The sequence below is a fragment of the Actinospineispora acaciae DSM 45401 genome (genome assembly GCF_000620785.1).
Classification (GTDB): domain Bacteria; phylum Actinomycetota; class Actinomycetes; order Mycobacteriales; family Pseudonocardiaceae; genus Pseudonocardia; species Pseudonocardia acaciae.
In genome coordinates this window covers 279,106-300,145 of sequence record NZ_JIAI01000006.1, presented here as the reverse complement: position 1 = coordinate 300,145, position 21,040 = coordinate 279,106, and the positions used below count along the sequence as shown (strand labels likewise).

Annotated in this window: 18 protein-coding genes; 4 read left to right on the top strand and 14 right to left on the bottom strand. The window is 72.8% G+C overall.

All coding sequences use genetic code 11. The features are described from left to right. Window positions 1-41: 41 nt before the first annotated feature. The 9 genes from N912_RS0127015 to N912_RS0126975 form a co-directional block, all read right to left on the bottom strand. A complete protein-coding gene (locus N912_RS0127015) occupies window positions 42-2,405 on the bottom strand; it encodes a [protein-PII] uridylyltransferase (RefSeq protein WP_028924855.1) in 2,364 nt (787 codons plus the stop codon). Between the two features lie 6 nt (window positions 2,406-2,411). Beyond that, entirely contained in the window at window positions 2,412-2,750 is a 339-nt protein-coding gene (locus N912_RS0127010; RefSeq protein WP_028924854.1) for a P-II family nitrogen regulator, read from the bottom strand. Then, window positions 2,747-4,096: an ammonium transporter gene (locus tag N912_RS54860; RefSeq protein ID WP_037066713.1), complete on the bottom strand. Its 1,350-nt coding sequence runs from the start codon at window positions 4,094-4,096 to the stop codon at window positions 2,747-2,749. Before N912_RS54860 ends, N912_RS0127010 begins: the two co-directional genes overlap by 4 nt. Before the next feature lie 20 nt (window positions 4,097-4,116). Continuing rightward, window positions 4,117-4,455, bottom strand: coding sequence for a P-II family nitrogen regulator (locus N912_RS0127000; protein WP_028924853.1), 339 nt, complete (start codon window positions 4,453-4,455; stop codon window positions 4,117-4,119). Window positions 4,456-4,459: 4 nt separating this feature from the next. Further along, window positions 4,460-5,839, bottom strand: coding sequence for an ammonium transporter (locus N912_RS0126995; RefSeq protein WP_051580844.1), 1,380 nt, complete (start codon window positions 5,837-5,839; stop codon window positions 4,460-4,462). Window positions 5,840-6,012: 173 nt separating this feature from the next. After that, complete coding sequence (gene ftsY, locus N912_RS0126990) at window positions 6,013-7,317, bottom strand: signal recognition particle-docking protein FtsY (protein ID WP_245645444.1); 1,305 nt, start codon at window positions 7,315-7,317, stop codon at window positions 6,013-6,015. A gap of 121 nt (window positions 7,318-7,438) precedes the next feature. Next, window positions 7,439-8,983: an HNH endonuclease signature motif containing protein gene (locus N912_RS65285; protein ID WP_037066711.1), complete on the bottom strand. Its 1,545-nt coding sequence runs from the start codon at window positions 8,981-8,983 to the stop codon at window positions 7,439-7,441. 362 nt (window positions 8,984-9,345) lie between these two features. Beyond that, a complete protein-coding gene (smc, locus tag N912_RS0126980; RefSeq protein WP_028924849.1) occupies window positions 9,346-12,954 on the bottom strand; it encodes a chromosome segregation protein SMC in 3,609 nt (1,202 codons plus the stop codon). 131 nt (window positions 12,955-13,085) lie between these two features. Beyond that, entirely contained in the window at window positions 13,086-13,370 is a 285-nt protein-coding gene (locus tag N912_RS0126975) for an acylphosphatase (RefSeq protein WP_037066709.1), read from the bottom strand. 28 nt (window positions 13,371-13,398) lie between these two features. Here N912_RS0126975 and N912_RS66515 point away from each other — a divergent pair, with 28 nt between their 5' ends. Beyond that, a complete protein-coding gene (locus tag N912_RS66515) occupies window positions 13,399-14,076 on the top strand; it encodes a CAP domain-containing protein (RefSeq protein ID WP_064745382.1) in 678 nt (225 codons plus the stop codon). Here N912_RS66515 and N912_RS63785 read toward each other — a convergent pair. Then, entirely contained in the window at window positions 14,070-14,381 is a 312-nt protein-coding gene (locus tag N912_RS63785; RefSeq protein ID WP_028924846.1) for a hypothetical protein, read from the bottom strand. The genes N912_RS66515 and N912_RS63785 overlap by 7 nt on opposite strands. Window positions 14,382-14,545: 164 nt before the next feature. Here N912_RS63785 and N912_RS0126960 point away from each other — a divergent pair, with 164 nt between their 5' ends. From N912_RS0126960 to N912_RS54850, 3 genes are read left to right on the top strand one after another with little or no spacing between them, the layout of a single operon-like run. Continuing rightward, window positions 14,546-14,935, top strand: a complete 390-nt coding sequence (locus N912_RS0126960; protein WP_028924845.1) for a hypothetical protein — start codon at window positions 14,546-14,548, stop codon at window positions 14,933-14,935. After that, window positions 14,925-15,446 (top strand): DUF6879 family protein, encoded by a 522-nt coding sequence (locus N912_RS0126955; RefSeq protein ID WP_211261407.1) that lies wholly within the window; start codon window positions 14,925-14,927, stop codon window positions 15,444-15,446. Before N912_RS0126960 ends, N912_RS0126955 begins: the two co-directional genes overlap by 11 nt. Further along, a complete protein-coding gene (locus N912_RS54850) occupies window positions 15,427-16,305 on the top strand; it encodes a helix-turn-helix domain-containing protein (protein ID WP_051580842.1) in 879 nt (292 codons plus the stop codon). The genes N912_RS0126955 and N912_RS54850 overlap by 20 nt, the downstream gene beginning before the upstream one ends. Here the strand turns inward: N912_RS54850 and N912_RS0126945 are convergent. From N912_RS0126945 to kdpC, 4 genes are read right to left on the bottom strand one after another with little or no spacing between them, the layout of a single operon-like run. Then, window positions 16,283-17,128: an endonuclease/exonuclease/phosphatase family protein gene (locus N912_RS0126945; protein WP_211261406.1), complete on the bottom strand. Its 846-nt coding sequence runs from the start codon at window positions 17,126-17,128 to the stop codon at window positions 16,283-16,285. The two genes, N912_RS54850 and N912_RS0126945, sit on opposite strands and share 23 nt — an antisense overlap. Further along, the gene (locus N912_RS0126940) at window positions 17,125-17,805 is read right to left on the bottom strand and encodes a response regulator (protein ID WP_028924842.1); all 681 of its coding nucleotides are present in this window, start codon (window positions 17,803-17,805) and stop codon (window positions 17,125-17,127) included. The genes N912_RS0126945 and N912_RS0126940 overlap by 4 nt, the downstream gene beginning before the upstream one ends. Further along, window positions 17,802-20,369, bottom strand: a complete 2,568-nt coding sequence (locus N912_RS0126935; protein WP_028924841.1) for a sensor histidine kinase — start codon at window positions 20,367-20,369, stop codon at window positions 17,802-17,804. Before N912_RS0126935 ends, N912_RS0126940 begins: the two co-directional genes overlap by 4 nt. 54 nt (window positions 20,370-20,423) lie before the next feature. Then, entirely contained in the window at window positions 20,424-21,038 is a 615-nt protein-coding gene (kdpC, locus tag N912_RS0126930; protein WP_028924840.1) for a K(+)-transporting ATPase subunit C, read from the bottom strand. Window positions 21,039-21,040 lie beyond the last annotated feature (2 nt).

The window sequence follows — 21,040 nt, the reverse complement described above, 5'->3', positions numbered from 1 at the left end:
GGACGCGCCGGCCGAACGGCTCATGATCGGACCGGTGCTCCTCAGGCCAGAGCGGCGGCCAGGACGGCCTGCTCCAGGCGGAGCCGGTACTCCGGCGGCAGCGACGCCTCGCCGTCCGGGCCGACCAGGCAGAACGAGTCGACGACCGAGGAGCCCAGGGTCTCCACCTTGGCCCACCGGATGTCCGCCCGGCAGCGTTCCAGCGCGGCCGCGACCCGGTAGAGCAGCCCGATCCGGTCGGTGCCGCGCAGTTCGAGCACCACGGCGCCGGTGGCCTCGTCGTCGAACCACAGCACCCTCGGCCGGACCGGCTCGTCCACTTCCGGCCGGCGGTAGTCGCGCTCCTTGCGGGCCAGCGCCTCGGCCAGGTCCAGCCCGCCGTCCAGCACCCGAGCCAGGTCCTCGCGCAGCACCGCCGGGTCGGGCATCCGGCCGAACCGGGGCGAGACGGTGAACGCGTCGGCGGCGGTGAGCTCGTGGGAGCGGACGGCGGCGGCGTGCACCTCCAGCGAGTGCAGGGCGAGCACGCCGGCGGCGCTGGACAGCGTGCCGGGGCGGTCGGGCAGCGCCACCAGCACGGTGGCCGGTGCGCCGGTCTCTCCGGCGCGCACCGCCACCTGGGGACGTCCGGTACCGGCGGCCGAGACGGCCAGCTCGCGCAGCGGCGGGTCCAGCGGTTCGGGTGCCGGCCCGGGCGGTCGCCGGGGGTGCGGCGGGGGTGCGCCGGTCATGACCGCGTGGCACCTGTCGACCAGCTCGGCGATCAGCGCGCGCTTCCACGGGCTCCACACCCCGGGGCCGGTGGCCAGCGAGTCGGCCTCGGCCAGCGCGCCGAGCAGCTCCAGCAGCCGGGGGTCGCCGTCCAGGGTCTGCACCACGCGGCCCACGGTGGCCGGGTCGTCCAGGTCGCGGCGGGTGGCGGTGTCCGGCAGCAGCAGGTGGTGGCGAACCATGGCGGCCAGCGTGCGCACGTCGTCCCCGGGCAGCCCGAGCCGGGCGCCGACCTGCCGGGCCAGGCACTCGCCCACCACCGAGTGGTCGGCGTCGCGGCCCTTGCCGATGTCGTGCAGCAGCGCGCCGAGCAGCAGCAGGTCCGGCCGCGCCACCTGGGTGGTCAGCTCGGCGGCGCGCGCGCAGGCCTCCACCAGGTGGCGGTCCACCGTCCAGACGTGCGCGCGGTCGCGGGGCGGCAGGTCGCGCACCGCGCCCCACTCCGGGAACAGCCGGCCCCACAGCCCGCCCCGGTCCAGCGCCTCGACGACGTCGACCAGCCGGTGCCCGGAGCCGAGCAGGGACAGCAGCTCGGTCAGCGCCGCGTGCGGCCACGGTTCGCGCAGCTCGGGGGCGGTGTCGGCCAGCCGGGTCAGGGTGCCGGCCGCGATCGGCAGCCCGGTGCGGGCCGCGCTGGCCGCCACCCGCAGGGCCAGCGCCGGGTCCTTGGCCGCCAGCGCGTCGCGAGCCAGTGCCACCTCGCCGCTGTGCTCCACCACGCCCTCGTCCAGCGGCCGGCGCACCGGGGCCCGCCGCAGCGCGGCCAGGCCTCGGCGGGGCAGCGCGGCGCGGGCCGACCGCAGGCCCACGTCGACCGCGTAGCCGACGGTGCGGGCCGCGCCGGACAGCGCCCGCGCCAGGTCGAACCTGTCGCCCAGCTCCAGCTCGGCGGCGATGTCGTCGGCGTCCTGGGTGCGCGGCACGTCCCTGGCGCGCCCGGCCAGGCGGTGCAGTTCGGTACGGACGTCCAGGAGCAGTAGCCGGGCCTCGGCCACCTCGGCGGACGGCCTGTCGATCAGTTGCGCGGCGGCCAGCGCGTCCAGCAGCGAGACATCGCGCAGCCCGCCCCGGCCGTTCTTCAGGTCCGGCTCGACGCGGTGCGCCACGTCGCCGCTGCGCGCCCACCGCTGCCGGGTCATCCGCTCCAGCTCGTCGAACCGGGTCCTGATGCCCGCCCGCCAGGCCCGCCGCACCGCCGTGTCGACCTTCTCGGACAGCTCCCGCTGGCCGGCCAGGTGGCGGGCCTCCAGCAGGCCGAGCGCGGCGCGCAGGTCGGTGGCCGCGACCTGCACGGCCTGCCCGGGCGTGCGGACCGAGTGGTCCAGCCCGATGCCGGCGTCCCAGAGCGGGTACCACAGCCGCTCGGCCAGCCGCTCGGCGTCCGAGCGCCGCTCGTGCACCAGCACCAGGTCCAGGTCGGAGTACGGCACCAGCTCGCGGCGACCCAGCGCGCCCACCGCGAGCAGCGCGGCGCCCTCGGTCAGGCCGATCGCGGCCGCCCGGGAGGCCAGCCAGAACTCGTACAGCTCGACCAGCGCGCCGCGCAGCTCCGCCGGCCCCAGCCTGCGCTTGCCGGCGGCCGGCGTGAGCAGCAGCGCCCGCGCCCCGACCAGGTCGTCGGCGACTCCGGTCACCCGGACCTACAAGGCGTCACTGCCACGCTCCCCGGTGCGGACCCTGACCACCGTCTCCAGCGCCGTGACCCAGACCTTGCCGTCGCCGATCTTGCCGGTGCGCGCGGCGCTGACGACCGCCTCCACCACCTTCTCCACCAGCGCGTCGTCCACCGCGACCTCGACCCTGATCTTCGGCACGAAGTCGACTGTGTACTCCGCGCCCCGGTAGAACTCGGTGTGCCCCTTCTGCCGGCCGAACCCCTGCACCTCGCTGACCGTCATGCCCAGCACGCCCAGCCGCTCCAGCGCGCCCTTCACGTCCTCCAGCACGAACGGCTTGACGATCGCGGTCACCAGCTTCATCGGACGCTGTCCTCCTCCTCGGCGCTCTCCGCGTGCCCGCCGGCCATCCCAGACGTCACGAAGCTCATGATCCCCCGCCCGGTGGAGCCGACGGTGGACAGGTCGTAGCCGCTCTCCGCGTGCTCCGCCTCGTCGATGCCGGCGTGCTCGATGTCGCCATGCACCCGGAAGCCGATCGTGACGCGCACCAGCCAGGCCAGCAACAGGCTGACGGCGAAGGCGTAGCACATGGCGACCGCCGCGGCCACCACCTGCCTGCCCAGCTGGCCGAGCCCGCCGCCGTAGAACAGCCCGTCCGCGCCGGCCGGGTTGACCTTCGCGGTGGCGAACAGGCCGAGCAGCACGGTGCCGAGCAGCCCGCCGACGCCATGCAGCGCCACCACGTCCAGCGAGTCGTCGTAGCCGAGCCGATACTTCAGCTTGATCGCCAGCGCGCACACCACACCCGCCGCGCCGCCGATGACCAGCGCGCCCCAGGTGTCGACGAACCCGCAGGCCGGCGTGATCGCAACCAGCCCGGCGATCGCCCCGGACGCCGCGCCCAGCGTGGTCGGCCGGCCGTCGGTGACCTGCTCGTAGACCAGCCAGCTGATCACGGCGGCGGCCGAGGCGGTCATCGTGGTGGCGAACGCGTTGGCCGCCACCGCGCCCACCGCGAGCGCCGAGCCGGCGTTGAACCCGAACCAGCCGAACCACAGCAGCCCGGCCCCGAGCAGCACGTTCGGCATGTTGTGCGGGCGCATCGGGTCACGCGGCCAGCCCCGGCGGCGGCCCAGTACGAGCGCGAGCGCCAGCGCGGACGCCCCGGAGTTGATCTCCACAACGGTGCCGCCGGCGAAGTCCAGCGCCTTGAGCCGGTTGGCGATCCAGCCGCCGTGCTCGGCCGCGTAGCCGTCGACGGCGAACACCCAGTGCGCCAGCGGGAGGTACACCAGGCAGGTCCAGAGCGCCACGAAGGCCGTCCAGCTCCAGAACCTGGCCCGGTCCGCGATCGCGCCGGCCAGCAGCGCGGCGGTGATCACCGCGAACATCAGCTGGAACATGGCGTAGGCGAGCAGCGGGATGCGGTCGGACTCCGGCCCGACCACCGCCGCCGCGTCCCGCAGCCCGGCGTGGCCGAGCCCACCGAGCAGCCCGCCGCCCAGGTCCTCGCCGAACGCCAGCGAGTAGCCGAACACCGCCCAGAGGACCCCGACCACGCCGAGGCAGACCAAACTCATCATCATGATGTTGAGCACGCTCTTGGAGCGCACCAGTCCGCCGTAGAAGAACGCCAGCCCCGGCGTCATCACCATCACCAGGGCCGCGCTCACCAGCACCCACGCCGTGCTGCCCGCGTTGATCACGGTCGCCCCCCACCCCGCTCTTAGACGGCGTCCGCGCCGCGTTCCCCCGTACGGACCCTGACCACCGACTCGACGACGCTCACCCAGACCTTGCCGTCGCCGATCTTGCCGGTGCGGGCGGACTCCATGACCGCGTCGACGACCTTGTCCGCCAGCGCGTCGTCGGCGACGACCTCGACGCGGACCTTGGGCACGAAGTCGACGGAGTACTCCGAGCCCCGGTACACCTCGGTGTGCCCCTTCTGCCGGCCGTAGCCGCGCACCTCGCTGACCGTCATGCCCAGCACGCCGATCCGCTCCAGTGCGCCCTTGACGTCCTCCAGCACGAACGGCTTGACGATCGCCGTGATCAGCTTCATGCCTTCAGCCCTCCTTCGTGGCGGTGACGGTGTCGTCCGTCTGCTCCGCCTTCTCCGCCGGCGGGCCGGCGCCGACCAGGACGTGCTGGGATGCGCCCAGGCCGCCGCCGACGCGGCCGCCCAGGGTGGAGAAGTCGTAGCCGCTCTCCGCGTGCTCGGCCTCGTCGATGCCGCCGACCTCGGCCTCGGGATCGGCCCGGAAGCCGATGGTGTACTTGATGACCAGGCCGATGACCAGCGTGATGACGAACGAGTACGCCAACACCGCGACCGCCGCGACGGCCTGGCGACCGAGCTGGCCGAACCCGCCGCCGTAGAACAGCCCGTTCACGCTCGCCGAGTTGTAGGCGTCCGTGCCGAGCAACCCGACCAGCAGGGTGCCCACCAGCCCGCCGACCAGGTGCACACCGACCACGTCCAGCGAGTCGTCGAACCCGAACCGGTACTTCAGCCCGACCGCCAGCGCACACACCGCGCCGGCGACCAGCCCGAGCAGAATCGACCCGACCGGGCTGACGAACGCGCACGCCGGCGTGATCGCCACCAGCCCGGCCACCGCGCCCGAGGCCGCGCCCAGGGTCGTCGGCCTGCCGTCTCGGAACTGCTCGACCACCAGCCAGCCCAGCACCGCCGCCGCCGTGGCCGTCATCGTGTTGGTGAACGCCAGCCCGGCCAGGTCGTTCGCGGCCAGCGCGGACCCGGCGTTGAACCCGAACCACCCGAACCACAGCAACCCCGCGCCGAGCAGCACGAACGGCAGGTTGTGCGGCCGCATCGGCTCGCGCGGCCAGCCTCGCCGCCGCCCCAGCACCAGCGCCAGCGCGAGCCCCGCGGCGCCCGCGTTGATGTGCACCGCCGTGCCCCCCGCGAAGTCCTCCGCCTTGAGCGCGTTGGCGATCCAGCCGCCATGCTCGGAGGCGAACCCGTCGAACGCGAACACCCAGTGCGCCACCGGGAAGTAGACGAGGCTCGCCCAGACCACCACGAACACGCCCCAGGCCAGGAACCTGGTCCGGTCCGCGATCGCCCCGGAGATCAGCGCCGGCGTGATCACCGCGAACATCAGCTGGAACATCACGAACGCCAGCATCGGGATCTTGTCCGAGTCCGGCCCCACCAGCGTCCCCGCGACGCCATGGCTCAGCCCGGCGAACCCGAACCCCCCGACCAGCCCTCCCCCGGCGTCGTTGCCGAACGCCATCGAGTAGCCGTAGAGCACCCACAGCACCCCGACCACCGCCAGGCAGACGAAGTTCATCATGAGCATGTTGAGCACGCTCTTGCTGCGGACCATCCCCCCGTAGAAGAACGCCAGGCCCGGGGTCATGAGCATCACCAGCGCGGCACTGGCGAGCACCCAGGCGGTACTCCCTGCGTTGATCACGTGATCGGCCCTCCTGTTAGCCGGCCAAGACTCTGGCCAGAAGGGTCGAACCTGGATGTTTCGCCGAGTGGCGCCCTCTGTTGCGCCCCGGTGAACGGGCCACCCCGCCGCGTTACACCCGCGTTACGTCAGCCCAGGAGCGCTCGGTCCAAAAGCGCTCAGTCCAGAAGCGCTCAGTCCAAAAGCGCGTCGACGAACGCGGCGGGTTCGAAGGGCGCGAGGTCGTCGGGCCCCTCACCGAGCCCGACCAGCTTCACGGGCACGCCCAGCTCGCGCTGCACGCGGAACACGATGCCGCCCTTGGCGGTCCCGTCCAGCTTGGTCAGCACGATGCCCGTCACGTCGATGACCTCACCGAACACCCGGGCCTGGATGACGCCGTTCTGCCCGGTCGTGGCGTCGAGCACCAGCAGGACCTCGTCCACGTCACCCTGCCGGGACACCACGCGCTTGATCTTGCCGAGCTCGTCCATCAGGCCGGTCTTGGTGTGCAACCGCCCGGCGGTGTCCAACAGCACGGCGTCCGCGCCGTCCTCGCTGGCCCGCTTGACGGCCTCGAACGCCACGCTCGCCGGGTCCGCGCCCTCCGCCCCGCGCACCACCGCCGCGCCGGCCCGCTCGCCCCAGGTGGCCAACTGCTCGGCGGCCGCCGCCCGGAACGTGTCCGCCGCGCCCAGCACCACGCCGCGCCCGCCGGCCACCAGCACCCTGGCCAGCTTGCCGGTCGTGGTGGTCTTGCCGGTGCCGTTCACGCCGGCCACCAGCACGACCGCCGGCCGCCCGTCGTGCGGCAACGCGCGCACCGAGCGGTCCAGCCCGGGCGAGAGCGCCTCGATGAGCACCGCCCGCAACACCTCGCGCGCCTGCTCCGGAGTCCGCACCCCCTTGGCCGCCATCTCGCTGCGCAGCGTGGCGACCAGCTCGCCGGTCGTCTCCGCGCCAAGATCGGCCATGAGCAAGGTGTCCTCGACGTCCTGCCACGAGTCCTCGTCCAGCTCGCCGCCGCCGAGCAGCCCGACCAGCCCCTGCCCGAACGCCGACCGGGATCCCGCCAGCCGCCCGCGCAGCCGTTCCAGCCGCCCCTCCGCCGGCTCGATCTCCTCGACCGCCGCCGAGGGCGCACCGGCCGGAGCCGCCGGCGGGGCGCCCTCGTCCGGAGCGACCGCCGCCGCCGACTCAGCCGACTCAGCCGGCTCCGCCGACTCCGCGTGCCCGGCCGGCTCCTGGGCCTCGGCGGGCGCGGGCCGCTCCTCGGTCGCCACCCCCGAGGAGAAGCTGATCTCCCCGCCGCCGCGGTAGCCGCGCTCGGCCGCCGGCTCCGACTCGTCGCGCCGCAGGCTCACCCGCCGGCGCCGGGACGCCACCAGCCCGACGACCAGCGCAAGCAGCAGCACCACGACCACCACCGCGACCACGATCCAGGTCACGGCGACCGATCCAGCCTGCCCCTGGCCGAGCAACACAGACCCGGCGACCACGTCTCTCACGTGCTCCATCCTGACATCGCGGCCAGTCACGCCCCCGAACCGCCCGCCGGGCACGCCGGATCCACGGCGGCGGGGTGGTCCATCCCGCCGCCGTAGGACACCGGTTCGTTGATCAGAACGGTGGTGGGACGGGTGGGGGTCGTGGGGCGTGTGGGGGTGTGATGGGTTGGCCTCGGGTGTGGTAGGTGTGCCCGAGTGGGCTGGTCCAGGTGAAGTGGCCTGGTCGTGGCTGTTCGAGTCGCCAGCCCAGTTTGTGTTTGAAGGGGTGGTGGCGGCCGCAGCCGGGGCCGAGGTTGCTGTGCGTGGTGGCGCCGCCGTGGGCGTGGTCGATGGTGTGGTCGAGATCGCAGTGCCGGGCGGGGCAGCGGCAGCCGATGAAGGTGCAGGTGCGGTCGCGGACCTCGGTGTGCCGGGCCAGCGCGGCATCGGCGAAGCGGGCGGCGGGGTTGTGGTCGAGGGCGGCGTGGAGCCGGTCGCGGTCGCGGTACTGGGCGGTGATCTCGGCGATCACCCCGGCCCAGCGCCCGGCCTCAACGCGGTGCGCGGCCAGGTGTTCCAGCAGGTCGGCCGGGACGTGGATTTCGACGATGCCACCATCCGAGCGCCCGCCCGAACCGCTGGTGGGGCGGTGGCGGATGGCGCCGGCCAGGATGAGGTAGCCGTCGGGGTCGACGACCGCGTACCGCCACCGCCCGCCCCAGGTTTGCGCCGCGACCAGGTCGCGGGCGGTCGAGGCGAGTACCGGGCCGAGGCCAGGGATCTCGCCGGGGTCATCGTCGCGGCCGAGCAGGGTGCCCAGCCCGACGCGGATCTCCACCCCCGCCCGCGCCCCCGGCGGCTTGTCCGGGGCGTGGGTGAGCATGTCGGCGATGATCTGGGCTCGGGTGTGGTGGTGGTAGCGGCCGTTGAGCAGCGCGCAGAACAGGTCGGCCTGGATCTGGGGCAGCCGCCCGGGATGCCCCGCCCGCTTGACCGCCGCGGCGAGCGCGCGGAGTCGTTCGGTGGCCGCCGCCGCCTCGTCGGGGGCGAGTCGGTGGGCGCTGATGGTGACGGTGCCGTCGCGGTCGAGGTAGGAGACCACCTCCCGCTCACGCACCGCGCGGCGGTAACGCCGCTGCGCGTGATCGGGGTCCACGGCGAGGATCGCGCGCAGCAACCGCCCGGCCAACTCCCCCGTGGTCAACCCCTCCGCGAGTGGGACCAGGTGCGCGCAGATCGCCGCCACCTGCTCGCCCGACAGCCCGCAGCTGTCGTCGAGGTGATCGGCGAACACCCACGCCCTGGCCCGGTCGATCCGCCCCGCCCACAACGCGGCGAACACTCGGGGCAGCCGCGACACCACGGTCTGGGCGAACGCCAACTCCCGATCCGCCGCCCGCCCCGTCCAGCGCAACGCCGCCGAGATCTCCCCCGACGCCCACTCATACGCCTCGTCAGCCCGGGCCGGGCCCACCAGACCTGGGGTGGTGCGGGAGACCTCGACCAGCGTGGCCAGCATCCGGGCCTGCTCGTGGGCAAGCTGGCGGGCCTGCGCCCGCAGCACCTCGATCACCTGATCGTTGGGCACCGCACCCAACCACACCTGGGCCAGGGCCGCGCACAGCTCCGGGCCTGGCGCAAGCTCCGCCAACCCCGCACCCAACGCGACCAGATCCACGAGTCGACCGTATGTTCGACCCCTGACAGTTTCCGAGTGGTCCAGTAGGCGGCTTTCGCAGGTTCACCCGATGGGACGAGCGCCAGGTGGTCACCCCAGGATGGCTGGGCACGGCGCTCGACGCCCGGCAACGCCTTCGGCGTCACCGGCCACTGAATATCGTCTGATCCCGAAACAACCCCGGGTCCCGAAAAAGATCAAACAGACAAAACGCGACCAGACGTTGTTCGATGGCCGGCGACGAAGTCGTCGGGCGCCGAGCGCCGTGCCCAGCCCACCCAAACCCAGCCACCCACGCGCTCGCCACGACCCCAACCACCCACCCAAGCCGGGACGGTCACCAGTACGAACGGCAGGCCCTACTACCCAGTCCCGGCGGGAACCCCGCGCAAACGCTGCGAAACAACTGTCGTGATGCCATCGCCGCGCATGCTCACCCCGTACAGGGCGTCAGCAACCTCCATGGTCGGCTTCTGATGCGTGATGATGATCAGCTGCGAGGTGCCACGCAACTCCTCCAACAGACCAATCAACCGCCGCAGGTTCGCATCGTCCAGCGCCGCCTCGACCTCGTCCAACACATAGAACGGCGACGGCCGCGCACGGAAGATGGCCACCAACATCGCCACCGCGGTCAGCGACTTCTCACCACCGGACAGCAGCGACAGCCGCTTGACCTTCTTACCCGGCGGGCGCGCCTCCACCTCCACACCGGTGGTCAGCATGTCATCCGGCTCGGTCAGCACCAGCCGGCCCTCGCCGCCGGGGAACAGGGTCCCGAACACGACCTGGAACTCGCGCGCCACATCGTTGTACGCCGTGGTGAACACCTCGAGGATCTTCTCGTCCACCTCGCGGACCACGGTGAGCAGATCCCGCCGGGTGGCCTTGAGGTCTTCGAGCTGGGTGGACAGGAAGCGGTAGCGCTCCTCCAGCGCGGCGAACTCCTCCAGGGCCAGCGGGTTGACCTTGCCTAGCTGGGCGAGGTCGCGCTCGGCGCGTTGGGCGCGGCGTTGCTGGGTCGCGCGGTCGTAGGGCAGCGGGGGCGGCGCCACGACGTCCTCGCCGCGCTCCTTGGCGGCCTCGTACTCGGCCAGCTCGTCGGGGCCGGGTGGCACGCCCTGGTCGGGGCCGTACTCGACGACCAGTTCCTCCAGGCCGATGCCGAAGTCGGAGGCGATGCGCGACTCCAGCTGCTCGACCTTCAGGCGGGACTGGGCGCGGAGGACCTCGTCGCGGTGGACGGCGTCGGTGAGGCGTTCCAGTTCGCCGGTGAGCTGGCCGGTTCGGGCGCGGACCTCGCCTACCGCGGACTCGCCGGAGTCGCGGGCCGCCCTGGCCGCTTCGCGTTCGGCCTCGGCGGTGGCCAGCGAGACCTCGATGCGTTCCAGGGCGGTTTCGCCGGCCGAGCGGACCGCTTCGGCGATCGATGCGCCGCGTTCGCGGGCCGCGCGCGCCGACGCCGCCCGGGCGCGGGCGTCGCGCTCCGAGCGGGCCTGGCGGCGCAGCGAGTCGGCCCGGCCGGCGATCGCGCGGGCCCGCTCCTCGGCGGTGCGCAGGCCCAGGCGGGCCTCCATCTCCTCGGCGCGCGCGGTGGCCAGCCGGTCGGCGGCCTCCTCGCGGGCGGTGGTGTCGGGCTCGTCCTCGGTCGGCTCGTCCTGGGCGGCTTCCAGGCGCCGTTCGGCCTCGTCCAGGGCGCCCAGGGCCTCGATGCGGGTGGCTTCGACCTCGTCGCGCTGGCGCTGCAGCCGCTCGGCCTCGGCGACCGCCGAGCGAACCGCCTGGTCGGCCCGGCCAAGTTTCTGCGCGACGGCGGCGCGGTGCGCGTCGGCGGCGCTCTGGGCCTCCTGCGCGGCTTCCACGTCGGCCAGGCGCGCGGCCTCCTCGGCGCGGGCGCCGTCCAGGGTGGCGCGCAGCCGTTCCAGCTTGCCGTCCACGTCCTGAGCGGCCTCGGCGGCCTCCTCGATGGCGGCCTGGACCTCGATCGCGCTCTGGTCGTTCGACGAGCCGCCCAGCGCCCATCCGACGCCGACCAGGTCGCCGTCGGTGGTCACCGCGCGGACGGTCGGCAGCTCGGACGCCAGCGCGTCGACCACCCGTTGGGCGGTGGCCAGGTCGTCCACCAGGATCACACCGGCCAGCGCCTGGCGTACCGATGCACGCAGCTCGTCGGACACGGTGACCAGCTCGTCCGCCCACCGAGCGCCGTCGGGTAAGCGGGGACGGACAAGAGCACCGCCGGCCGAGGAGCCCACGACGATGCCCGCCCGGCCGGCGCCGTCGGACTTGAGCAGCTCCAGCGCGGCCACCGCGTCGGCGGCCGACGAGACCGCCACCCCCTCGGCCAGCCCGCCGAGCGCCGCGGCCAGCGCCGCCTCCGCGCCGGGGCGCACGCTGAGCAGCCCGGCCAGCGAACCGAGCAGGCCGGGCAGCCGGTCGCCGGCGGCCAGCAGCGCGGCCACCCCGTCCTTGCGCCGCAGGCCGAGCGAGAGCGCCTCGGTGCGGGCCTTCCAGTGGGCCCGCTCGCGCTCCAGCTCACGCTCGTTGGCGACCAGCTCGGAGACCCGCTTGGCGGCCTCCTCGTGGGCGTCCACGGCGGCGCGGCCGCGCTGGTCGAGGCCGGCGGCGCCGTCCGGGCCCTCGTCCAGGGCGCCGTAGTCGGCCTGCAGCACGGACAGCTCGGCCTCGGCGGCCTCGGTGCGGGCCTGGGCCTCGGCGAGCGCCCCGGACAGGCGTTCGATCTCCTCGGCGGTGGCCGCGGACTTGCTGCGCAGGGCCTCGGCCCGTCCCTCCAGGGTGGCCAGCCCGGCGCGGCGGTCGGCGACGGCGCGCACGGCGGCCAGGTGCTCGCGCTCGGCGTCGGCCAGCGCGCGCTCCCTGGTGGACAGCTCCTCCAGGGTGGCGTTCAGGGCGCGGCGGGCGTCGGCCACGGCGGCGACCAGCTCGTCCTCCTGCTCGGAGATGGCCTCCGCCTCGGCCTCCAGCTCCTCGGGGTCGCGCCCGGTGCCGGCGGCCTCGACCGGCTCGGAGAGGTGCCGGCCGCGCTCGGCGGCCAGCCGGACGGTGCCGCGCAGCCGCTCGGCCAGCGAGGACAGCCGGTACCAGGTCTCCTGGGCGGCGGTCAGCGCGGGCTGGGCGGCGGCCAGCTCGGCCTCCTTGGCGGCCAGGACCTCGCGGGCGGCGGTGAGCGCCTGCTCGATCTCGGCACGCCGCGCCCTGGCCACCGCCTCGTCGGCCTCCTCCTTGGCCAGCTCCGCGCGCAGGGTGACCAGGTCGTCCGCGGCGAGGCGGAGCTTGGCGTCCCGCAGGTCGGCCTGCACGGTCTGCGCCCGGCGGGCGATCTCGGCCTGCTTGCCCAGCGGCTTGAGCTGGCGGCGCAGCTCGCCGGTCAGGTCGGTGAGCCGGGTCAGGTTGGTCTGCATCGCGTCGAGCTTCCGCAGCGCCTTCTCCTTGCGCTTGCGGTGCTTGAGCACGCCGGCGGCCTCCTCGATGAAGGCGCGCCGCTCCTCCGGCTTGGACTCCAGGATCGCGGCCAACTGGCCCTGGCCGACCACCACGTGCATCTCGCGGCCGATGCCGGAGTCGGACAGCAGCTCCTGGATGTCCAGCAGCCGGCAGGTGTTGCCGTTGATCTCGTACTCGCCGGCGCCGTCGCGGAACATCCGGCGGGTGATGGACACCTCGGAGTAGTCGATGGGCAGCGCGCCGTCGGAGTTGTCGATGGTCAGGGTGACCTCGGCGCGCCCGAGCGGCGGCCGCCCGGCGGTGCCGGCGAAGATGACGTCCTCCATCTTGCCGCCGCGCAGGGCCTTGGCCCCCTGCTCGCCGAACACCCACATGATCGCGTCGACCACGTTCGACTTGCCGGAGCCGTTCGGGCCGACCACGCAGGTGATGCCCGGCTCCAGCCGCAGCTCGGTGGCCGAGGCGAAGGACTTGAAGCCCTTCAGCGTCAGGCTCTTGAGATGCACCTCGTGGCTGGCCTCTCGTCGGGTTCCGAAGACGTCGGCGTGGCCGTCGGAACGGTTGACGCAGCTCACGCGAACCGTCTAAGGGTACAAGCCACCCCTCGTAACCCGGTTCAGCCACTCCCGTAACAGCCTTAGCGCTCCACGAATGTCGTAAGCGAGCCCTTGGCGGGGCTCCAGCGCTCCACCACCCGGTCCACCCGCCCCGGGGTCCCGCCGCCGCGCAACGCCGCGAGCAGGGCCTCACAGGCCTCGCGGGCACCCTCGGCTACCACCTCGACCCGCCCGTCGGCCAGGTTCGAGGCGCTTCCGACCAGGCCCAACTCCAACGCTCGGGCACGGGTCCACCAGCGGAAACCCACCCCTTGGACGTAACCGTGTACCCATGCCGTCAGCCGAATGGCGCTACCGGAGTGCACGCTCCGCAGTCTGCTACGTTCACCCACTGTGACCAACAGGGGGCGGCAGCGGATGATCCCGGTGCTCGCCGGACTGGGCTGTGGGGCACTCGTCGCGGTGGTGGCCGTGGTGGTGGGCCCCCGGTCGGCGACGCCTCCTCCGCCGCCGCCCGACGTCTCCGCGAGCGGCGACCCGCTCGCGGTCGGCCCGGTCCCGCTCGACGACGCCTCCACCGCGCCGTTGCCGCCGGGGGGCCTGGGTCTGCCGCTGCCCGCCCCGCCGCCGATCGCGGTGCCGCCGCCCCCCGGCCCGCCGCCACCACCGCCGCCCCCGCCGAAACCGGCCACCCCGGGACTGTCCGGCCCGGCCGCCCAGATGGTGGCGCTCACCAACGCGCGCCGCGCCGCGGCCGGTTGCAAGCCGCTGCAGGTGGACTCCCGGCTCAACAAGTCGGCGCAGCGACACGGCGAGAACATGGCCGGCCAGGGCTTCTTCAGCCACAACGACCCGAGCGGCAACGGTTTCGCCGACCGGGAACGCGCCGCCGGCTACCAGAACACCGGCGGGGAGAACATCGCGCGCGGCTACAAGTCCGCCTCGCAGGTCATGAACATCTGGATGAACTCGCCGTCGCACCGGGAGAACATCCTGCGCTGCGAGTTCAAGACGATCGGCATCGGCTACGTCCCCAACGGCAGCTACTGGGTCCAGAACTTCGGCTATTGAGCCCGCCGGACGATTCGCAGCCGACGCCCGGCCGCCGCCAGCCTGCGCAGCTTTCCCGCTGTTTTTCCGTCCGCGCCCAGCGCGAGCCGGAGTGTGCACTCCGGGCACGGCCGGCCGTGTGGCGAGACGAGCGCCTGCGGGAACGTGACATGCCCGCAGACGGCGGTGTAGTAGCCCAGTCCAAGCCGTAGTCCGGCGCCGAAGTCCTCAAGGCTCACGGCGTGCTCGAGCCGGTCGAGAACGCAGGTCATCCAGGTCGTTTCGTGGCGGAGTTCGGTATCCCGTCGCCGCCCCCTGTCGCTCATGACCGCGCACGGTAGAACACCGAACAGAGCCACTCCAAGCATGTTGCTACAGATTCCTCAACCAGACGTTATAGCTGGTAGAAAGCTTGACGAACGCATCCTTCGCAACCAAGATTACAGGAACTTCGGGAGTCTGTCGCAATGATTCCGACAGGAGGGCGATCGTGAAGATTCGGTTCCTGGACAAGGAGACGCAGGATGGCGGTTCGCCGACACTGTTCGACACAGATCGAAAGACCTTTCTCATACAAGGCTGGAAGGTGAGCGATCCGAAGATCCTCGCTCGGCTCGACCTGAAAATCGACGAAACGTGTGTGGAGGTACCGATTCGACTGATGACGCACCTCTCCAAGAGCACGTTGACGGCTACCGACGGCACGAAGCCACCGTTGATCATCCGCACGGACCACGATACGTACGTCATCAAGGGCCGCAAGGTCACCGATGCCGAGGCTCTCGCCCAGATGACGATTCCAGCACACGAGACCGTCATCGAAGTATCCGCCGCGCTCCGTATCTTGATGGGGGAAGAGCATGCAACGGTTGACGCTTGACCAATGGCGCGAGATGTTCCGATCCGTCGAACATTTCGCATACCACCTGGAGATGCGGGACCGATACGCGGTCGATGAGGAGAAAGAGGAGTTCGCGCGGTGGCGGGCCGGGAAGCTGGAGTGGCCGACGGCGCGAGAGGACTGGTGGCGGCCCTGGCACACGCTCATTCAGGACACCGTCCAGCGCGGTGCGATCGTCCTGCGCGCTCGGATCGTCTCCGAGCCTGTCACCGACTACATTCAGTACGAATGGGAGTCGACGTACGAGAACATCGAGGCCGGCGAGGAGGTTCGATGGCTTCCGCGGCGGCTGGCGACCGGGATCGCCTTGCCCGGCAACGACTTCTGGCTCTTCGACGACAGGAAGCTGCTGGTCAACCTCTTCACGGGGGATGGCGGCTGGGCGGGAAACGAGCTGCTCACCGAACCTGCAGTGATCAAGTTGTGCCACTCGGCCTTCGACGCCGTATGGCAGGTGGCCACTCCGCACGGTGACTACCAACCCCACTGACCAGGCGCGGCAGGCGCTGGGAGCGCGGCTGCGTGACATCCGCAAGGACGCGGACCTCACCGGCCGCGCTCTCGCCACGCGAGCGGGCTGGTACTTCACCAAGATCTCCAAGATCGAGCACGGCACCCAGACGCCCAGCGAGAACGACCTGCGGACCTGGTGTCGGCACTGCAACGCCGAGGACCAGGTTCCCGACCTGATCGCGACGGTCCGCTCCATCGAGTCGATGTACGTCGAATGGCGCCGGCTGCAGCGCACCGGGATGAAGCACCTCCAGGTGGCCGGCATCCCCCAGTACAAACGCACTCGGCTCTTCCGGATCTACGAGCCGGCGCTCGTCCCTGGTCTGTTCCAGACTCCCGACTACGCGTCCGCGATCATGGCAGGCATCATCGAGTTCCGGGAGATTCCCAACGACGTCGACGAGGCGGTGGCCGCCCGCATGGAGCGCCAGCAGGTGCTCTACTCAGGCGACCGCCGATTCCTTCTTGTGATGGAGGAACAGGCACTGCGCACCCGGGTCGGAGATGCCGACACCATGGCGGGGCAGCTCGATCGGCTCCTCACGGTGCAAGGCTTGCATCGCGTCAGCCTGGGCATCATCCCGACCACAGCGCCACGCACTCTCATGCCCCGCGAGGGCTTCTGGATCTTCGACGAAACCTCCGTGGACGTCGAGACCTGGACCGCGGCGCTGACGATCACGCAGCCCAGGGAGATCGCTGTGTACGCGAAGGCGTTCGAGCGGCTGCGGCGGTCGGCGGTGTACGGGCGCGAGGTGCGCGGACTGATCGCCAATGCGGTCCGCGAGCTGGACACCTCCGAACCGCCCGGGGTTACGGGCGGTCGGGGTCGGTAGCGACATCCAGGTCGACCAGCACGCCGTAGTGGTCGCTGGGCCAGACGCCGTCGACCGGGGTGTCGAACGCGAGCGTCGCGGACCGGACCCGGGCGCTGGCACGCGGGTGGGAGTGCCACGAGCCGACCAGGACGTAGTCGATGCGCCGGCGGTGGCCGGGCTGGCGGACCACGGCGTCGATCTCGGCGCGGCCGGCGGCGTTGTCCACGGACCAGGTGTGGCCGGCCCCAGAGCCGGCTACCTCCCAGGCGTCGTGGTAGCACGCGCTCAGCCCGTTCAGTGACTGGCGACCGGTCAGATACCGGATGCTGGACGCGTCCGGCGAGGCGTTCAGGTCGCCGGCGATCACGGTGGGCAGCTCGCGGCGGTGCCTCGCGTCCAGGTCGACCAGCGCGAGCGCCTGCCGTTCCCTGGCGGCCTCGGCGTCCAACCGCCAGGACGCGGTGGTGGCGATGAACAGCATCTCCCCCAGCGACGGCACCTCGACGGCCGCCGCGAGCGTGCACCACGGCACGTCGGGCGCGCCGGCCTTGCGCTGGTCGAGGACCTCCACGACCCGGTGCGGCCACCGGCTCGCGACCGCGTTGCCGCCGTAGCGGTCGGCGAACGGCGGCTCGTACGCCAGCACGTCGGCCTGGTGCGTGCGGTGCGACAGCCCCGTGCCGTCCAGCAGCCCGTCGAGCTGGTCGCGGCCGAGGACCTCCTGGAACGCGACGACATCGGGCTCCAGCCGGCGCAGCCCGTCGGCCAGGATCCCGGTGCGGCGAGGGTCGCCGGCGCCGTTCTGGACGTTGACCGTGAGCACCCGTAAACGCACGTTCACGGTTCGAAACGGTAGCCCATGCCCGGCTCGGTGATCAGGTGTTGCGGGCGGGACGGGTCGGGTTCGAGCTTGCGGCGCAGCTGTGCCAGGTAGACGCGCAGGTAGTTGGTCTCCTTGCCGTAGGCGGGACCCCACACCTCCTGCAGCAGCTGGCGCTGGCCGACGAGCTTGCCCTGGTTGCGCACCAGCTGTTCGAGGATGCCCCACTCGGTGGGCGTCAGGTGCACCTCGGCATCGTCCCGGACCACCTTCTTCGCCGCCAGGTCCACGGTGAACGTCGCGGTCTTCACCACCGGCTCGCCGTCCACCTGCGCCACCGCCGAGCGCCGCACCGCCGCCCGCAGCCTGGCCAGCAGCTCGGCCATGCCGAACGGCTTGGTCACGTAGTCGTCCGCGCCCGCGTCCAGCGCGTCGACCTTCTCGTTCGAGTCCGTCCGCGCGGACAGCACCACGATCGGCACCTGCGTCCAGCCGCGCAGCCCGGCGATCACGTCGGTGCCCTCCATGTCCGGCAGCCCGAGGTCGAGCACCACCACGTCGGGGTGACCGTCCGCCGCGGCCCGCAGCGCGCTCGCCCCGTCCACGGCGGTGAGCACCTGGTACCCGCGCGCGGCCAGGTTGATCCGCAGCGCGCGCAGGATCTGCGCGTCGTCGTCGACGACCAGCACCCGCGTCACGTGTACACCCCCGGCGCCGGCTCGGCGGGCTCGGGCGAGGTCACGGCCGGTAAGGAGATCACGACCGTCAACCCGCCGCCGGGGGTGTCCTCGGCGGTGAGCGTGCCGCCCATCGCCGTGGTGAACCCGCGCGCCACGCTCAGCCCGAGGCCCACGCCGCTGGTCGCGTCCCGGTCGCCGAGCCGCTGGAACGGCGTGAACAGGTCGTCCACCGCGTTCGCCGGCACCCCGGGGCCGGAGTCGACCACCCGCAGCTCCACCCGGTCGGCGTGCGCGCTGGCCCGCACCGCGATCGGCGCGCCCCGCCCGTGCCGCAGCGCGTTGTCCACCACGTTCGCCACCACCCGCTCCAGCAGGCCCGCGTCGGCCAGCACGGCCGGCAGCCTCTCGTCGATCTCCACCCGCACCCGCCGGGCGCCCTCCACCCCGGCCAGCGCGAGCGCAACGACCTCGTCGTAGCCCACCGGCTTCGGCAGCGGCACCACCGCCCCGGCGGCCAGCCGCGAGGAGTCGAGCAGGTTGTCCACCAGGGCGGTCAGCCTGTCCACGGACTCCTCCACGGTGGCCAGCAGCTCGGCCCGGTCCGCATCGGACAGCGCCAGCTCGGGATCGCGGAGGCTACCGGCCGCCGCCTTGATCGACGTGAGCGGGGTACGGAGGTCGTGACCGACCGCGGACAGCAGCGCGGAGCGCAGTTCGGCGCCCTCCACCTTGCGGTGCGCCTCGGCGGCCTCGGCGGCCATCCGCTGGCTGCGCAGCGCGAGCAGCGCCTGCCCGCCGACGGTCTCCAGCACGCGGCGGTCGGCGGCCGCGAGCGGGCGGCCCTGGCCGATCAGGTGCACGTCCGGGTCGACGGCGACGTCGACCTCCGCGTCCTCGGGCCGCAAGCAGTCCGGCGGGCCGACGCAGGCCGCGTACCGCCAGCCGCTGGGCGCCTCCGAGGAGCGCTCCAGGACCGCCACCGACCGCAGCCCGAACGCCTCGCTCACCTTCTCCAGCAGCCGGGGCAGCGGGTCGGTCCTGGTCAGCACGGTACGGGCGAACGAGGCGAGCAGCGCGGCCTCGGTGCGCGCGGCGGCGGCCTGCTCCGCGCGCCGGGCCGCCCTGTCCACCACCAGCGCCACCGCGACGGCCACCACCATCATGACCGACAGGGTGATCACGTTCTCCCGCTCGGCGATGGTGAACGTGTACAGCGGCGGGGTGAGGAACCAGTTGAGCATCAGCCCGCCGGCCACCGCCGCCAGCAGCGCCGGCCCGAGCCCGCCGACCAGCGCCACCAACACGGTGGCCAGGAAGAACAGCACCACGTCCGTGGACAGGCCGATCACCCCGTCCAGGAACACGCCGGCCGCCGTGGCCACGGCGGGAGCCAGCACGGACAGCAGCCACCCCACCGTCCGGCGGGTGAACGACAGCGGGCTGCGCGGCACCCACCGCCGCGACCCACCGCCGGCCTCGGCGTGGGTGACCATGTGCACGTCGATCGGCCCGGAGTCCTGCACCACGCTCGCGCCGATGCCCTGGTTGAACAGCCGCGCCAGCCGGGACCGCCGCGAGGTCCCCAGCACCAGCTGGGTGGCGTTCGCCCCGCGCGCGAAGTCCAGCAGCGCGGCCGGCACGTCCTCCCCACCGACCACGGTGTGGAACGAGGCGCCCACGTCGTCGGCCAGCCGGCGCAGCCTGGCCAGCGCCCCCGGCGGCGCCCCGGCCAGGCCGTCGCCGCGCAGCACGTGCACACACATCAGGTCGGCCCGGTCGCCGTCACCGCCGGCCCGCTTGGCGATCCGGGCCGCCCGACGGATCACCGTCTCGCTCTCCGGCCCGCCGGTGACGGCCACCACGACCCGCTCGCGCGCCTCCCAGACGTCGGTGACCTGCTGCTCGGCCCGGTAGCGGCGCAGCGCCACGTCCACCTCGTCGGCCACCCACAGCAGCGCCAGCTCGCGCAGCGCCACCAGGTTGACCGGCTTGAAGTAGTTGGACAGCGCGGCGTCCACCTTCTCCGGCGGGTAGATGTTGCCGTGCGCCATCCGCCGCCGCAGCGCCTCCGGGGTGATGTCGACCAGCTCGATCTGCTCGGCGCCGCGCACCCACTCGTCGGGCACGGTCTCCCGCTGCCGCACCCCGGTGATCTTCTCGACCACGTCGTTGAGCGACTCCAGGTGCTGGACGTTCACCGTGGACAGCACGTCGATGCCGGCGTCGAGCAGGTCGTCGATGTCCTGCCAGCGCTTCTCGTGGACCGACCCGGGGACGTTGGTGTGCGCCAGCTCGTCGACCAGCGCGACCCGGGGCCGGCGGGCCAGCACCGCGGCGATGTCCAGCTCTTCGAACTGGTTGTCCCGGTAGGTCAGCTTCCGGCGCGGCATGAGCTCGAGGCCCTCCAGGAGCGCCTCCGTCTTCGGCCGGCCGTGCGCCTCCACGATGCCGACCACCACGTCGGTGCCGCGTTCGGCGCGCCGGCGGCCCTCGCCGAGCATCGCGTACGTCTTGCCCACCCCGGGCGCGGACCCGAGGTAGATGCGCAGCCGGCCGCGGCGGCCCGGTCGCTCGTAGCTCACCTCCGTATTGTCACCCCGGCGACGGAACGGGAGGTGCACAGCGCACCCCCTCGGTCACCGAGCACGCGCGGCGGCGACGGCAAGGTTCAGCTCCGTCACGTTCACCCCCGGCTCGCCGAGCACGCCGGCGAACCGCCCCTGGGTGTGCTCGTCGACCAGACCCCGCACCTGGTCGACGGGCAACCCTGTCACCCTGGCCACGCGGGCGACCTGCAGCTCGGCGTAGGCGGAGCTGATCTGCGGGTCCATCCCGGAGGCCGAGGCGGTGACCGCGTCCGCCGGCACCGAGGCCGGCGCGACGCCTTCCCTGGCCGCGATCTGCTCGCGCCGTTGGACGACGGCCTTGAGCAGCTTGTCCGAGTCCCCGGCCAGGTTGGTGCCGCCCGAGGTGGACGGGTCGCCCGGACCCAACACGTCCTTCGCGCTCGCCGACGGGCGGGCATGGAAGTACGGGTCGGCCGCGGGGTTCGCCGGTACCGGGTCCACCCCGATCAGCGACGACCCGACCGGGGCGCCGTTCGCGGTGATGACAGAACCCTCGGCCCGTCCAGACAACCCCGGGAGATGGGCCACCGCCCACACCGCCAACGGGTAGATGATGCCCAGGATCACAGTCAGCACCAGGATCATGCGCAGCCCGGCCAGGGCCTGCCTGGTCAGCGTGTTCATCG

Excerpts from the sequence above, each read along its gene's own strand:
- N912_RS0127010 (WP_028924854.1), bottom strand. The coding sequence starts at position 2,750 with ATGAAGCTGGTGACCGCGATCGTCAAGCCGTTCGTGCTGGAGGACGTG.
- N912_RS63785 (WP_028924846.1), bottom strand. The coding sequence starts at position 14,381 with ATGAGCGACAGGGGGCGGCGACGGGATACCGAACTCCGCCACGAAACG.
- N912_RS0127000 (WP_028924853.1), bottom strand. The coding sequence starts at position 4,455 with ATGAAGCTGATCACGGCGATCGTCAAGCCGTTCGTGCTGGAGGACGTC.
- kdpC (WP_028924840.1), bottom strand. The coding sequence starts at position 21,038 with ATGAACACGCTGACCAGGCAGGCCCTGGCCGGGCTGCGCATGATCCTG.